At 58.7% G+C, this 14,804-nt stretch carries 11 protein-coding genes; 5 read left to right on the top strand and 6 right to left on the bottom strand.

Annotated features, from left to right (window positions below):
* Positions 1–226: 226 nt before the first annotated feature.
* Positions 227–1,093 carry a 4'-phosphopantetheinyl transferase superfamily protein gene (locus AB3X98_RS11015; RefSeq protein ID WP_368610244.1) on the bottom strand — a complete coding sequence of 289 codons (867 nt, stop codon included), beginning with the start codon at positions 1,091–1,093 and terminating at the stop codon, positions 227–229.
* 443 nt (positions 1,094–1,536) lie between these two features.
* Between AB3X98_RS11015 and AB3X98_RS11010 the strand changes: the two genes are divergently transcribed.
* The 3 genes from AB3X98_RS11010 to AB3X98_RS11000 all read left to right on the top strand — a co-directional run bounded on the left by AB3X98_RS11010 (position 1,537) and on the right by AB3X98_RS11000 (position 5,995).
* Positions 1,537–2,475, top strand: coding sequence for a glycosyltransferase family 2 protein (locus AB3X98_RS11010; RefSeq protein WP_368603908.1), 939 nt, complete (start codon positions 1,537–1,539; stop codon positions 2,473–2,475).
* A 305-nt stretch (positions 2,476–2,780) separates the two neighbouring features.
* Positions 2,781–4,652 (top strand): HAD-IIIC family phosphatase, encoded by a 1,872-nt coding sequence (locus AB3X98_RS11005; protein ID WP_368603907.1) that lies wholly within the window; start codon positions 2,781–2,783, stop codon positions 4,650–4,652.
* Between the two features lie 146 nt (positions 4,653–4,798).
* Complete coding sequence (locus tag AB3X98_RS11000; protein WP_368603906.1) at positions 4,799–5,995, top strand: acyltransferase family protein; 1,197 nt, start codon at positions 4,799–4,801, stop codon at positions 5,993–5,995.
* 102 nt (positions 5,996–6,097) lie between these two features.
* Here the strand turns inward: AB3X98_RS11000 and AB3X98_RS10995 are convergent, their stop codons facing one another.
* From AB3X98_RS10995 to AB3X98_RS10980, 4 genes are all read right to left on the bottom strand, one after another.
* On the bottom strand, positions 6,098–7,279 hold the full coding sequence (locus tag AB3X98_RS10995; RefSeq protein WP_368603905.1) for a hypothetical protein: 1,182 nt from the start codon (positions 7,277–7,279) through the stop codon (positions 6,098–6,100).
* Between the two features lie 483 nt (positions 7,280–7,762).
* Positions 7,763–8,188 (bottom strand): GtrA family protein, encoded by a 426-nt coding sequence (locus AB3X98_RS10990; RefSeq protein WP_368603904.1) that lies wholly within the window; start codon positions 8,186–8,188, stop codon positions 7,763–7,765.
* A gap of 593 nt (positions 8,189–8,781) precedes the next feature.
* Positions 8,782–9,870 (bottom strand): TAXI family TRAP transporter solute-binding subunit, encoded by a 1,089-nt coding sequence (locus AB3X98_RS10985; RefSeq protein ID WP_069267693.1) that lies wholly within the window; start codon positions 9,868–9,870, stop codon positions 8,782–8,784.
* A 60-nt stretch (positions 9,871–9,930) separates the two neighbouring features.
* On the bottom strand, positions 9,931–10,791 hold the full coding sequence (locus tag AB3X98_RS10980; RefSeq protein WP_368610243.1) for a hypothetical protein: 861 nt from the start codon (positions 10,789–10,791) through the stop codon (positions 9,931–9,933).
* A gap of 841 nt (positions 10,792–11,632) precedes the next feature.
* Between AB3X98_RS10980 and groES the strand changes: the two genes are divergently transcribed.
* Together groES and groL are read left to right on the top strand one after the other, a co-directional pair.
* On the top strand, positions 11,633–11,923 hold the full coding sequence (gene groES, locus AB3X98_RS10975; RefSeq protein WP_028202123.1) for a co-chaperone GroES: 291 nt from the start codon (positions 11,633–11,635) through the stop codon (positions 11,921–11,923).
* Between the two features lie 44 nt (positions 11,924–11,967).
* A complete protein-coding gene (groL, locus tag AB3X98_RS10970; RefSeq protein WP_042262253.1) occupies positions 11,968–13,608 on the top strand; it encodes a chaperonin GroEL in 1,641 nt (546 codons plus the stop codon).
* Between the two features lie 209 nt (positions 13,609–13,817).
* Here the strand turns inward: groL and AB3X98_RS10965 are convergent, their stop codons facing one another.
* Positions 13,818–14,663 (bottom strand): hydroxymethylpyrimidine/phosphomethylpyrimidine kinase, encoded by an 846-nt coding sequence (locus AB3X98_RS10965; protein WP_069267691.1) that lies wholly within the window; start codon positions 14,661–14,663, stop codon positions 13,818–13,820.
* Positions 14,664–14,804: the final 141 nt, after the last annotated feature.

The raw sequence follows: 14,804 nt of genomic DNA, 5'->3' as shown, positions 1-14,804 counted from the left end.
ACGATGTGCTGCAGCAACACATCACGCCGGGACTGCGCGGGCGCATCGGCGCGCAGGCCGCGGCCTGCATTCCGCCATGCGAGCGGCTTCGGCGTATTCGCGGCGTGGGTCCAGGGCGCGTTGTCTCAAGGCGAAGACTGGCGATTCCTGTGTTGCGTTGTGCGCGGCAACAAGCGGCTCGTGCGGCCGGAATGGACGATGCCGGCGTTCCCGAGGCCTTGGGAAGTCAGTTCATGTCGATGATCGACCAGCCACGGTGGCGCGCCGCCACTGCGCCCGCGCAGGTCGGACTGGGTGACAGGGCGCGAACGCGCCAATGCGAGGCTTCCTGAGCCGCGCCGCCGACGAAGCGCGGTGTCGTGTCGCCATGAACGGCAAGATCGAACTCGAAATGCTCCGGCGGCAGAATGAAGCCGGTCCCGAGCGCTTTCAGGCAGGCTTCCTTGCGCGCCCAGGTTTCAAAGAAAACCGTTTGCCGTTCCGATGCCGGGAGCGCGTCGAATTGTTCGCGCTCCCTGGCGGAGAAGACCTGGAGCGGCATGCTTTCCTCGATCGCACGAACCCGTTCAACGTCGATGCCCACCTCGAAGCCGTTCGAAATGGCGAGTGCCGCCGTATTCTCGCTGTGGCTCAGGTTGAAGCAGATCCGCCATCCAGCAGGTTGGCTCGTGCAAAACGGTTTGCCTTCCGGACCATACTCAAGTGCGACCACCCGCGGGGATCGCGCGAGATAGCGGCCAAGAACTTGTCTGACTTCTCCCCGGCCAATTACGTAGCGGCGGCGATGCAACTCGAAGCGAAAGTTGCCGGCGCGCTCGTGTTCCTGCGCGGATAGCATCGCCCAGTACCGATCAAAATCGCTCCCACAGGCATCGAGGTCCCATTGCCAGACATGGACTTCTTGCATGGTGGGTGGCGTGAGGGGCGACGAGGACATTGAGGGCCTGGTTCGACTTGCGGTTGGAAGTGTCGGCGCGGCAGGGCTTCGCGCCCATCCGGTTGCGTGCGCAACGAGCGGCTCACACACAAGAGAATGTACAGATACATCTCTCGCGGATTTGTTGGGCAACCCACGGAACGGGACTTCCGACACGGCCTACGATTCATGAAAGCGTGATGAAATAACGCTGCACTGCGTGCGCGCATGTGTACGGGGTCCGACTAGCCGACGCGGCAATTGCCGAAACAAGGCGACGACACAAAACCTGTGAGGCTCTCCGAAAGTAGCTGGGCTGCAGAGACCTTTGTGACTCGATGCGGCGCCGGACGAATCGTCTATTGCTTCGGCTTCCAGAACGCCTCCCGGTTACGTTCGTTACTGGTCCGAAGCCCGTTTGGGGAAGGTTGCCAATCGATTCTGTATTGAATTAGAAAGTATGAAGAATTTAAATGTAAGACATATTTCTGGATTCCCAACGGTAGCCCTGTTCCGGTAAGGAACGGTAAGAATATGTGTGATTGACGTGCTATCAGATCGAGACCGATAGTTTTACTCTTTGCACGAGGAAGTTGTCGAAATTCAGATCGAGGTGTGGGATGCAGTGTGATTTTGACAATGTCTATAACGTGAGTGTGATCATTCCACACTACAACAGCCTTGATTTGCTTTGGGTGGCAATAGACTCGATTTCCAGTCAAACCGTTGTTCCGCGGGAAATCATTGTCGTCGATGATGCATCGGGGCTGCAGTTCGAGTTGCCGGGTCGTTGCGGAGACAACATTGCCTTGCGCCTGATTCGCGAAAGCGAGAACCATGGTGCGGCGTGGTGTCGAAACCGGGGCATTGAAGAGGCCACCGGTGATCTGATCGCCTTCCTCGACGCTGACGACCGATGGCTCCCGAACAAGCTCGAGCGCTGCATCGCCGCGTTCGGCCCCAGGCCTGTGGGGAACGAAGCGAAGGTGCTCTTCAGCAACGTCGTGCTAACGGACGCAGGGCGGCGCATCGTGGGCAACCGCTCTCCCTACGATGGGCAGTCGATGCTCGACTTCATCCTGCTGGAGGGGGGCTATATTCAGACCTCGTCGATCATGATGTGGCGCCATCAGTACCCGCTGATCAGCTTTGATGAATCGTTGCGCCGTCATCAGGATTGGGACTTCGCCATTCGGGCTGAAATGGCCGGCTGCGTATTCGTTTATCTGCACGATGCACTGGTGGAGTATTCCTTGAGCGAAAGTCCCGCCAGAATTTCGAAGGCGGTCAGTTGTGAGCCCAGTCTCGTATTTTTTGAAAAATATAACAAGCTCATGTCCAAAGGGCATGTCTCATCGTTTATATTTAATGTTTTGATTTACAAGAAAATGAGTATTGCCTTGAGGCTTGCCATTGTCGAGCGAGTTCTGTTAAGAGAGATAGAGATTCCCAGCAAGGATTGGGCGTCGCACTTTGCGAGGCTGCTCATCGGGTGGGGAGGTGTGAATTTAATCAAGCAGTTGAGACGAATAATCCAGGCTGAGGATTATTCGACTTGAGTGTCATCGCCCTCGAAAAATAAAAGTCATAGCCGGCAGCCCGGCAAGCGTGCATATCCAGTCTCTCCCCTCCAGTTTTCCACTTTGAAGTTCGAAGCTCTCATCAAGGGCTGGTTCATTCCCCTTTTATCTCCCCAATCGGCACCGTTATGGCAAGGACGTTTATAAACGTCATGCGTGCCGTCGCAGGGATCATCCGCTCGGGGTTGTGTATGTCGGCGCACAGATGGTGCATTTGCGCTCTGCTCTAATCTCAAGGCCGATGCCGCCTGCGGGTGGAGAAAGTTTCGACTCCGAGGTCCTAAATGCGTCAATTTGTCCGCGATTTGTTTTACTCGTCGGTCGCCGATAAACAGGTCAACCTGCCGCTGCCACCGACGTCGCTCGCGATCCATTCGCGCAAGCTCAATATATTGCTGCTCGGCACGTGTTCTGTGGAGATGCTCGTCAAGCGAAGCGCAAACTCGGGGCACAACATCCGCCACATACTGATGGGCTCGAGACGCCACGCTCCGATCCCGGAGGCCGCGCCAACCGATGACGTCGTCGTCGTGAATCTCACGCTCCGTCACATTCTGGGCGAAGTGACGCAAACGCCTGAACCTGTCGTGGACATGGTCTTCTCGCGCCTGCGTTCCGACGACGAAGCGCACGCTTTTCTGGAAAGAACAGGGGAGTATCTCGCCCAGAAGGTGGCACAAGTCGCCGCGCAGATCACGACGGCTCCTATTGTCTTCATGTCGTTTTTCGAGCCGAGCTTCAACTACGACGGCGATCTCATCGATCCATTCGGTATGACATCGCCTGGATATCTGGCGCGGGAGATCAACCGACTTTTGTCGGACGCCGTGCGCAAGACGAATAATTGCTACTTTCTCGACGCCAATGAAATATTGAATTTTATTGGCCGCCGGCACCTGCAGGACGATGTCCTGTTGAGCAGCTCCCACGCTTCGTTCATCAACGATTGGGACTTCAAGCTGGACGCGAATCGGCTGATTGCGCCCAAAGCGATTGGCCATATCCTGACATATGAGGTCGCGTCGCGCGAATTTACTCTCGCGTTCCTTTCCCGGATTGAAGCGATAGTCAAGGTCATCGAGCAGCGAGACCCTGTGAAGCTGATTATCGTCGACCTCGACGACACCCTGTGGCGCGGCGTGGCAGCGGAAGGCGAGAGCGTGAGCCAGGAACAGCGCATCGAAGGCTGGCCTATCGGCCTCGCTGAAGCCTTGCTGTTCTTCAAGAAGCGTGGTGGATTGCTGGCGATCTGCAGCAAGAATGAAGAAGCGCCCACCGTTGAACGGTTCAACGCCATCTGGCGCGGCGCCATCGCCATGGACGACTTCGCGTGCGTGCGCATCAACTGGAAGCCCAAGTCGCAGAACATCCTTGAAATCCTCAAGGAGGTGAACCTGCTTCCGGGCAACTGTGTCTTTATCGACGACAACGACCGTGAGTTGTCGGAGGTGAAGGCGGCGATTCCTGCCATCCGCTGCCTCGGCGGCAATCATTACGACTGGCGACGAATCATTCTGCGATCGGCCGAAACGCAGGTCCCCATCGTCACCGAAGAGTCATCGCGCCGTACCGAACTCGTGCGCGCGATTTCGCAGCGCGAAGCGAGTGCCGACGCGAACAATGGTGTTTCGCGGGAAGAGTGGCTAGCTTCGTTACAGCTTCGCCAGTCATTCTTCTTGATCAAGACGCCGCAATCCAGGCACTTCGATCGCGCGTTCGAGCTTATCAACAAGACGAATCAATTCAATACGACGGGGAAAAGATGGGAACGGTCGGAGTTCGAGGCGTTCATCAGCCAGGGCGCGTACTGCGTGGTCTCTTCGCTGCGGGATAAATTGATCGACAACGGCATCATCGCTGTTTGCCTGATCAACGGCGAGAAGATTGTTCAGGTTGTCCTGTCGTGCCGCGTGTTTGGGCTCGGCGCAGAGTTGGTCGTCGGGGCGATTGCTACGCGGTTGGCGTTGAAATCCGGATCTGAAGTCCGCGCTGAGCTGGTCGATACCGGGAGGAACGCGACCTGCCACGACTATTTCAAACGGCTCGGGTTCTCCCAAACGGCCGTGGGTTTGTACTCGCGCGCCGCGAACGAGCTGCCGTCCTACATCGAGATCGAGAATCTGGGCGCGGCCGAGTTTCCACCTGTGCGGATTTAGTGCTGCGCTTGATTGAGGCGCTTGCAATACAACGCAAGCGCCTCAATCGCCATCCTCGGCGCCCAATGAAGGCAAGCAGGTGGGAAGGCCCAGTATGCCGACGTGGCGCTCCCGCAGGCTGGCTCTTCTGAGAGGTCGAAAGAAGAATGATAACCCCGACTAGTCCTTTCCCGGTGTTTGCCGCGGTGCTCCTCGCACTCGCCACTGCCAGGGTTTTGATCTGGCGATTCGGTGCCCCCAACGCTGCAGGACGCTTTGCGACGATTGACGGATTGAGAGGGTACCTGGCGTTTTTCGTTTTTCTGCACCATTCCTGCATATGGTACTACTACATCAGGACCTCACAGTTTGACTCCCCCCCATCGACTTTCATGGCAAATATCGGACGAGCCAGCGTGTCGCTGTTTTTTATGATTACCGGATTTTTGTTTTCGACCAAAATAATCAATGACAAAGAGAACGGAGTTGACTGGATCAAGCTTTACGTCTCCCGAGTCCTGCGGCTGACGCCGTTGTATCTGTTCACCATGCTGCTGCTTTTCGTTGCGGTCGCTTTTATGTCACGTTTCGCGCTAACGCAATCTCCTTTGACGCTAACGGTCAACGCGTCGAGATGGTTAGCGTTTTCAAGTTTTGGAGAGCCGGATCTCAACGGGGTCAAGGACACCAACCTCATTTTGTCGGGTGTGCCGTGGACGCTCGCCTATGAATGGGGATTCTATCTTTGCCTCCCTTTGCTGGCGGTGATGATTGGAGCTATTCCGTCGCTTGCGGTATTGGTAATCGGATTTGTCGGCGTGCTGGATCTTGTCCATTTTCATGCGGAATCGAGATTCCTGACACCGTTTCTTGGGGGGACCATTGCGGCACTCCTTTGTCGTCACGCCTGGTTCCGCCACCTTTCACAGAAGAGCATTGCCTCGATCGTTGCAATCGCTGCGATCACCGTGGCGGTTACCTTGTTTCCAACGACCTATGCGCGGATCCCGTTAGCGCTGCTTTCCCTGAGCTTTGCCGTAATCGCGGGCGGTGCCTCCTTGTTCGGAGCCTTGACCAGCCAGCTATCCCGCATGCTAGGAGAGCTCGCTTACAGCATCTATCTGCTCCACGGGTTCGTTCTGTTTACGCTTTTCAACCTTGTCGTTGGAAAGCAAAGCGCGTGCGTATTCACCCCTCTGGAGCACTGGTTCACGATCCTGCTGACCACCCCCGTCCTGGTTCTTGTCAGCTATACGACTTTTCGATTGATCGAGAAGCCCGCTATGCAATACACCGAAAGTGTTAGCAAGTGGGTACGCCAGGTCATCTTTGCGAAGCGTGGCGCGTTGGAAGAGTCGCTTTGAATGCGTTTGCGCGGGTTCCACCTTAGCAGAAGGTGTGCGAACGTCTGATGGATATCGGCCTGAATCCGGGGCAGGGGACTGAGTTCGTCGAGTGGCAGCGCATTACTTCTCATGCCCAACGCTGGCACGTGCTTTTGTCCAAGAGTTGCGCGGGGCCCAATGGCAGGCCACTGCGGCAACCAGCAGGACGTAGGTTGCGAGGAAGTAGTACGTTAGAGAATGCACTCGAATATCGAACAATGCTTCGAGGCATAGAGGCAGGATAGTCAGGAAAGGGAAAATCTTCAAAAATAGGCCCACCCACCCATCGCCTCGTGACGAGAGGATCATGGACAAATAGAGGCAAACCGCCAAAACGCTGAAATCATACGACATCAACCTCGGGTTGAGCAGAATGAGGATGGCGAGGAAATAAAACAACTCGCTGGCGGAGCTGATCTGCACAGCGCGTTGCCCATGCCTGTATCGAAGAGCTGCCGATATCAGTACAACGAGAAGCATCAGGAGAAGATGGAGAGCAAAGCCGACTTTCCCCATGCCGAACCTGGAAAACACGCCGAAAATTGTCAGCCCTGCATCCCCATGCTGGATGATCTGATTGTAGATGGCGCCCTGGAATCCAGCCCACAGCTGAGGATAGAGAGCAGGTTGCGCAATGTAGATTCCGGCAACCGATAGCAGCACTGCGACGAATGCGAGCAAACTGCGGCGGGGCAGAAAAAGATAGAGCAAGGCATAGGCAAGGAAGTAGGGCTTTATGGCAGAAAATAATATGATCGCGATTGCATGTGGCGCCAACGTGTAGGCCGACCGCCTCGTGTATAGAAAGTACGATAGCGAAACGAGAAGCAGGTGTGCGAAGACGCTGATGTTCCCCGTCTGGATCGAAGCAAAGCCCGATCCGCCAATCAGGAAGCCGAGAACCAGGCAAGGCGCCAGGCGATGGTAGGGAATTTGAGACTTGAGACTCAGGCTAACGCAGACGATGCCTGCGGCAGAGGCTAGAACCAGGAAAGCAAATGCGCTCGGGAAGTCGACAACGGAAAACACTTTGAGGAAAGCTGGCGGGTAAACAAATGGAAAATCACCCGATGCGCACGCGTAGGGATCCGGTCCCTGCGAATAGCAACTCAAGCCTTTCTCATAGACATGGTAGTCCCAGAAAAACGAGCCGCTTGTTCCGCTGAATGAGAGAACCAAAATGAAACAAGTGGCGGCAGATAAGCTCCATAGAAGCCATGCCTTGTCGTCGTTAGCGCTCGCCATATCTAGCTTCAAGTCCACCCCCATCTCGGTTAATGACCGTCAAACACTATGGCGGCATAACGGCCGGACATGAGTCCCATCTTCGAATTCCCGAACGGTTGTTGCCCAGCTCACGCAGTTTCTGGCGGTGAATACGATCGCGTAATCGTGCACGCGTTGGACAAACGTGAGGAACCCGTTATGACTTCGCCCATAGAGCGAAAGCGCGAGCACTGTCCTTGGGCTCGTTGGACGGCCGCACACGCGCATTGCGGGATTCAGTCATCAACCATAGAGCATGGTTGTGAGTGGGTCTGTACGCCAGCGTACGTCACCCGACCATGTAAATGCGAAACGCCGCTCGACTTGCCGGTGTCTTGCACGTTACCAGCGCGGAAACGAATGGATCGCCCACGAGCATGCCGACCGGGACGTGCCACCGGGTACACATGCGCGATCCGCGATCCTTGGCGCAACCGAAGCTATGGACTGCCTGCAGGCTCTGTACTGCTGCAATCGAACTCAAGCAAACGTAAAGCGTTTATCCAGCTGGTATTTTGTGAAATAGCCGATCACCAGACCGACTGCGCCACCGGCGAGCCGTCCGGCTTCGCCATGAAAGAGTGCGTTCGCGATGAATTCCACGGACCAGAAAAGGAGCGTGGTGCCCAGCCCCATGACAACGTACAGCGAGAATGTGCGCACGCCGTGTGCAACACTCTGGTGCTCGTAGCGGAATATCCAGGCCTTATCGAGCAGATATTTGACGACAAGCCCAACACCGGTGCCTACGCACACTGAAAGCGGAATCGCAAACGGGCCCCGGTATAAGTGAAAGGCGAGGCTTTGACTGCCCAGATTGGCGCCGATAGAAATGGCGGCGAACGTCGCGTACCAGAACACGAGCCGCGAGCGGCTCAGTGACATGCTAGCAGCGGTGCTGCTCATAGCGTACTCCTCTTGAACGCCGCGCAGGGCAGCGCGCGCATGACAAGCGTGTACTCGGCACGTGAACCGCTCGCCTTACCACGCACGACGCCGGTTATCCAGTCCATCGCGATAAAGCGATCGTAATGGCCCCAGAAAGCAGGCATCGGGATGCTGATGACGTGTGCTCGCCGGACAAAGGAATAACGGTCAACGCATGTTAGGCAAACTGCACCGGAACCACCGTTCGCCGGAGCACAAAGCATTGCCTTCTTGCATGCGCGCTCATCCTTGTCGGTCGCGACTCGAATACAAGCAGCGTCAGATTCGATCGGGATGCGTACCTCAGGAAAAGCGATGCGTGGCGACGTAGACCGCAACGCGATCGAAATACGCGGCGATTTCGTGGTCAGCGCGCAGTATTTCTATCGCATCCGTGAGCGGAGCTGCGTTCCGTGGCGGAACAAGCCTGTCATTTGTCGGGACGCAGGAGATCGCGATTGTGCGTGCTGCGAGAGCAGCACCGCGGGGCCGCTGCCAGGCGCTCTAACCGCGTCGAGCGGTTCGATGTGCGCGGTCCGCGGCCTGGTGGAAGATGTCCATTCCGTGTCAAATTACTTGCAAAGCAGGAGCAGGCGCTCCTGGTCCGAACACGGCCGTGCATTGACTTGTTCTGTGGCGACGGCGCGCGGCGCCGCGGCCGCCTGCATCGCGGCGCGATGCGCGAAACACGCCTTCAGGCGTCGCTCAACGGGCGGATAGTATTGCCAGCCTTTGCCGAGGCCCGGCAGTTCGAGCTTCACTTGCTTCCATTTCGGATGCCCGTGCTCCTGCAGGTTGTCGAAGTTCGCGCAGAGCGAATCGGCAAAGCGCTTCAGGTTGCCGACCGTATCGCGCAGGTTGTAGTCATAGGTGACGAGAAAGGCCTTGACCGTCCATGTCGGCACGTCTTCCTTGAGCCAGTTCGGGTAACTCGACACGTGGATCGTCGCGGGATAGTAGGTCTGCTTGGCGCGCGCCGTTTCCGGCGCGTTCGCATCGACGCGCAAGAAGCGGATCTGCTGCAGCAGTTCGGGGTTCATGTCGGTAAAGAGCTTGGCGGGTTGCCCGGCGACGATGATCGCCACGTCGATCTTCTTGACGATGAGTGCGGCGAGTGCGTCCTCGTTGCTCAGGTGCTGCGCGTTCTGCTCCGGAATCGGCTGGCCGAACATGAGTCGGTACAGCGTCGTCGCCGACTGCGCGGTGCCGCTGCCGATCAGCCCGACGCTCATTACCTTGTCCTTGATCTCGTTGATCGTCTTCATCGGCGAGTCGTTACGCACCACGAAGTAAATCTCTTCGTCGTAGAGCGGCATGATGAGCCGCAGCGGCCGTATCAGCGTGCCGGCCTCTTCGTTGCCGGAATTGGCCATGTCGACGTAGGCCTGATAAACGTCGGACTGCACGAGCGCGAGCTTCACGCCGGGCTCGAAACGCATGCGCTGCACGTTTTCCGCCGAGCCTTTCGATGGGATCACTTCGAGGTCGATGCCCGCCGGCTGCGCGACCCATTTCGCGAGGTCCTGGCCGATCTGAATGTACGTCCCGCGCTCCTGGCCGGTCACGATCTTGTAGTTCGCGTCTGCGGCAGCGGCGAGCGCGAGTGTCGAAAAGAGCAGGGTGATCAGCGCCGCCAGTCCTGCGAGCATCGTTTTCAGCATGGTCTCTCTCCCGCCTTGGATACGTTCTACGGCAGACTTCGATTTAATCTGTAATCGTTTTCAATGCGTGCCTTCTGAGGATGGGGCGTCCTTCCACCCGAGTTGGCGAATCGCGCGCTCCTGGGTATCGACGCCGTCGTCGTTGCTGCCAGGGACGTTGGCGCCGGCGGCAGCGGATTGATTCGCAGCTGCCGACGTAACGCTCGTATCCGCACTTTCGACGTCCGTTGGATGCCCGTTAGCTGACGTGCCACTCGCGCTCGGCAGCGGGGGAGGTGACGCGACTGTGGCCGGGGCGTTCGGCGCGGCCGGCGCGGCGGCGCCCCAATCCCGCGACGACGGCAGCGGAACGCTGCTTGCATCGCGCGGCCGCGGCACAGCCGCGTCCGATCGCGCGGTGCCGATCGGCGTACGAAGCGGCGACCAGCCCGTCGCCAGGATGGCGCGCTCCATCAGCGATCGTGCGTGCAGGCTGGCCGGATCTATCGCGAGCGCCAACGATGCCTGTTCTCGCACGCAATCCCAGGCACGTTGCGAGGCACATCGGTCCGCGCTTTGCAGCGCATCATCGCGGCGTTGCTCCGCAGGTGCGCTGTCGCGCTGCATCTCGCGCGCTGTCTGATTGTTCGCGCCACGTGGAAGTGTGGCATTCGCGCTTGGCAAGCTTTTCTCCGCGAGGCTCGCGCGCGTGACGCGTACTTCTCTTTCCTGGCCGCGCCTTTCGCCGTATAGCAGAAACGCAGCGTATGCGATTGCGACAATGAACCAGGCGAGCAAAACGCCCTTCACGAAGCGCCCTTTACCGGTGCGCCAGAACGGCCGGTGTTCCTCGAGTTGATAGTGGTGCAAATAGTCTGCGTGCACCGCCGGGCGATGGGATGCGGCCGCGCCGGCAAGCGACACCTTTTCAACGGCAGGCATAGGCGCTGCGGCGGAACCGATGACTCTTAAGGTGGCTTTCGGGCGCGCGTGCGCAGCCGCGTCGAGCGGGCGATCCGTGCCGCAATAAGGGCAGGAATCGACGTGCTGATAGAGCGTCCCGCCACAGAACTTGCATGGTGTGGGGAAACTCTGGTTACGAGTCATCTGAACTGACATGCTGTCGTTCCACCGTCATGGCGACGCCATTTCGGCATGTTCAGGATCGTCGTTGAAGCGATCGGCGAAGCCTCGCGGAACTCACGATCTGCATGCGCAGGAGAGCGGCGGTGCCCGATCGGGCGCAGCCGCTCGAAAGATCATATGAGTGATTTTCCGTTCATCCGTTGATTGCCGGTGTTGCCTACCGCACATATGCGCTGCCTGCGAGCAGTAGGGCGCCAACAAACCGCTTGCGCATATAAATCGCGCCGGATCATGGCAAGATCGGGGATTTCCCCGAGAGGCGTCCCGGAGGACCCGGCGGGCTGGGGCCCGCTTGCTGGATGCCGTTGCTTCCAGAGTCATGCGGTTTCTTAAGGGGTCGGATGGTGAGGCAATCTATCCTATTGTTTTTATTAGAAAATATTTAGATATGGCACGGAAGCCCGACATCCAATAGTTTCCACCTGAACTAGCAAGAGTGCCTCTGGGGTTGAATCAATTTCAACGGAAATTCCCCATTCCGCCCCTTCTTGAATTTGTCACTCCCCGTCCATATAATTAGCACTCACCGCATGAGAGTGCTAACAACTCCGGTGCGAACAACATCTCTGGCTGGCGGGTTGCCGGCAGCCAGGTTTTCTTGAGTCGCTTCAAGTCCTAATCAAGAGAGGATCTATCCATGAACCTTCGTCCTTTGCATGATCGCGTGATCGTCAAGCGCCTGGATCAAGAAACCAAGACCGCTTCGGGCATCGTGATCCCGGACGCAGCGGCAGAAAAGCCGGATCAAGGCGAAGTCCTGGCCATCGGCCCGGGCAAGCGCGACGACAAGGGCGCCCTGATCGCGCTCGACGTGAAGGTCGGCGATCGCGTTCTGTTCGGCAAGTACGCTGGCCAGACCGTCAAGGTCGATGGCAACGAACTGCTCGTGATGCGTGAAGAAGACATCATGGCCGTGGTGAACAAGTAAGTTCATTCCACCGCTCACTATTCAAGAATTCAAGGAGTTAGAAGATGGCAGCTAAAGACGTCGTGTTCGGCGATTCCGCCCGTTCCAAGATGGTTGAAGGCGTGAACATTCTCGCCAACGCAGTGAAGGTCACGCTGGGTCCGAAGGGCCGCAACGTGGTGCTCGAGCGCTCGTTCGGCGGCCCGACGGTCACCAAGGACGGTGTCTCGGTCGCAAAGGAAATCGAGCTCAAGGACAAGCTCCAGAACATGGGCGCGCAAATGGTCAAGGAAGTTGCTTCCAAGACCAGCGACAACGCCGGTGACGGCACGACGACGGCTACGGTTCTGGCCCAGTCGATCGTCCGCGAAGGCATGAAGTACGTCGCATCGGGCATGAACCCGATGGACCTGAAGCGCGGCATCGACAAGGCCGTCGCAGCAGCAATCGAAGAGCTGCGCAAGGTCAGCAAGCCCTGCACGACCAACAAGGAAATCGCTCAAGTCGGCTCGATCTCGGCAAACAGCGACACGTCGATCGGCGACCGTATCGCTGAGGCGATGGACAAGGTCGGCAAGGAAGGCGTCATCACCGTCGAAGACGGCAAGTCGCTGCAAGACGAGCTGGAAGTCGTCGAAGGTATGCAGTTCGACCGCGGCTACCTCTCGCCGTACTTCATCAACAACCCGGACAAGCAAGTCGCCGTGCTGGAAAGCCCGTTCGTCCTGCTGTTCGACAAGAAGATCTCGAACATCCGTGATCTGCTGCCGGTTCTGGAACAAGTCGCGAAGGCTGGCCGTCCGCTGCTGATCATCGCTGAAGACGTCGAAGGCGAAGCGCTCGCAACGCTGGTCGTCAACAACATCCGCGGCATCCTGAAGACCGTCGCCGTCAAGGCTCCGGGCTTCGGCGACCGTCGCAAGGCCATGCTGGAAGACATCGCGATCCTGACCGGCGGTCAAGTCATCGCTGAAGAAACCGGCCTCACGCTCGAAAAGGCAACGCTGGCCGAACTCGGTCAAGCCAAGCGCATCGAAGTGGGCAAGGAAAACACGACGATCATCGACGGCGCTGGCGAAGCCGTGAACATCGAAGCGCGCGTGAAGCAAATCCGCACGCAAATCGAAGAAGCGACGTCGGACTACGACCGTGAGAAGCTGCAAGAGCGCGTTGCCAAGCTGGCAGGCGGCGTGGCAGTGATCAAGGTCGGCGCTGCGACCGAAGTCGAAATGAAGGAAAAGAAGGCACGCGTGGAAGACGCGCTGCACGCAACCCGCGCTGCCGTTGAAGAAGGCATCGTCCCGGGCGGCGGCGTTGCGCTGATCCGTGCACGTACGGCAATCGCCAGCGTGAAGGGCGCCAACGCAGACCAGGACGCCGGTATCAAGATCGTCCTGCGCGCCATGGAAGAGCCGCTGCGCCAGATCGTCACGAACGGCGGCGAAGAAGCTTCGGTCGTCGTGGCAGCAGTTGCCGCTGGTCAAGGCAACTATGGCTACAACGCAGCGACCGGCGAGTACGTCGACATGGTCGAAGCCGGCGTGGTCGACCCGACGAAGGTTACGCGCACCGCACTGCAAAACGCAGCTTCGGTTGCCGGCCTGCTCCTGACGACGGACGCAGCTGTTGCTGAAGTGCCGAAGGAAGATGCTCCGATGCCTGGCGGCATGCCCGGCGGCATGGGCGGCATGGGCATGGACATGTAATTGCGATCCGGAGTTGGTGCTTCAGCGCCTACTCCGGTCCCATGCAGAGCCAGGCTCACGCCGAAATTGCATCGAAGTGCACAAGTGCAGGGGACGCGCCGTGAGGCGTGTGCCCCTAGCCCGAAAAGAAGAGCCCGCAGCGATGCGGGCTTTTTTTCGTCTGTGCGGTTTGCACGCCTGGCCTCCGCGCAGAAGGCCAAGCCGTGGTCTTATTGCTTCGCTTCGCCGGGCGAGGCTTCGTCGGCGTCCGTGTCGTTGCTGCGCGCCCAGAAGAACCGGTCGGGCAGCCACGCGCCCATCCCCGGCCTGAACGCGTTCTGCACGGCCTGATACACATATTCCTGCGCTTCGCGCACGGCCTCTGGCGGCTCTTGCCCATTGGCAAGCAACGCGGCGATGGCGGCGCCAAGCGTGTCGGTCACGCCCATCATCGGCTGCGTGGAGCGGTCCCACAGGTCCTGGCGCAACTGGCCGTCTTCGCAATAGAGCGTATTGACCACGCGATGCGTGCCCGTTTCCATCGCCAGGATGTACTCGCAACCGGTGGCGAGCAGGTGCGCAATGGCCGCGTCGACGCTGGGCGCTTCCGCGTCGCCGTCTGGCTGTGCGAGCGCGATCAGCGTGGCGGAGTCCGCCACGAGCAGCGTGGTCTGCGGTACGAGCAGGTCGGCCATCGCTTCACGCAGTTCGTCGGCGGCGAGGACGTGTTCGTCGTCGAGCGTGAAGTCGGGGGCGAGGATGAGCGGCAAGTCGTCATAGTCGGCGACCACCTCGGCGATTGCGCTCACGACCTCGGCGCGCGCGCCCGCGCCGACCTTGAACGCCGCGATGGGCATGTCTTCGAGCAGCATGCGCGCCTGGGTGGCGACGGTTTCCGGGTCGAGCCCAGTCACTTCGTCGCAGCCTGCGGAGTCGCGCACCGTGTAGCCGGTCAGCGCGGTGACGCCGTGGCAACCCATGCTGGCGAGCGTGAGCAGGTCGGCTTGAAGTCCGCCGCCGCCGGTCGGGTCGGAAAGGCCGAAGGTGAGGACGATGGGAGGGGTGTCGCTGGGCATGAACGTGGCGAGATGGATTGGACTTCGGGCGCGGCGTACCGTGCCGTCATAAGCGAATGCTTTAATTATGCGGCCTATCGACGAATCCGGGGGACGGATGACCCCGGCGCGCGCGAGGATTTCTCCGCGCTGCACGCGCCG

The sequence above is a fragment of the Paraburkholderia sp. BR14312 genome (genome assembly GCF_040948675.1).
GTDB classification, from domain to species: Bacteria; Pseudomonadota; Gammaproteobacteria; order Burkholderiales; family Burkholderiaceae; genus Paraburkholderia; species Paraburkholderia nodosa_A.
This window is presented reverse-complemented; position numbering and strand designations above follow the sequence as displayed.

What these genes read in the sequence shown, in the direction of transcription:
- AB3X98_RS10990 (WP_368603904.1), bottom strand. Translation starts at nt 8,188, where the DNA reads ATGAGCAGCACCGCTGCTAGCATGTCACTGAGCCGCTCGCGGCTCGTG.
- AB3X98_RS11005 (WP_368603907.1), top strand. Translation starts at nt 2,781, where the DNA reads ATGCGTCAATTTGTCCGCGATTTGTTTTACTCGTCGGTCGCCGATAAA.
- AB3X98_RS10985 (WP_069267693.1), bottom strand. Translation starts at nt 9,870, where the DNA reads ATGCTGAAAACGATGCTCGCAGGACTGGCGGCGCTGATCACCCTGCTC.
- AB3X98_RS11000 (WP_368603906.1), top strand. Translation starts at nt 4,799, where the DNA reads ATGATAACCCCGACTAGTCCTTTCCCGGTGTTTGCCGCGGTGCTCCTC.
- groL (WP_042262253.1), top strand. Translation starts at nt 11,968, where the DNA reads ATGGCAGCTAAAGACGTCGTGTTCGGCGATTCCGCCCGTTCCAAGATG.
- AB3X98_RS10980 (WP_368610243.1), bottom strand. Translation starts at nt 10,791, where the DNA reads ATGCCTGCCGTTGAAAAGGTGTCGCTTGCCGGCGCGGCCGCATCCCAT.
- AB3X98_RS11010 (WP_368603908.1), top strand. Translation starts at nt 1,537, where the DNA reads ATGCAGTGTGATTTTGACAATGTCTATAACGTGAGTGTGATCATTCCA.
- AB3X98_RS10965 (WP_069267691.1), bottom strand. Translation starts at nt 14,663, where the DNA reads ATGCCCAGCGACACCCCTCCCATCGTCCTCACCTTCGGCCTTTCCGAC.
- groES (WP_028202123.1), top strand. Translation starts at nt 11,633, where the DNA reads ATGAACCTTCGTCCTTTGCATGATCGCGTGATCGTCAAGCGCCTGGAT.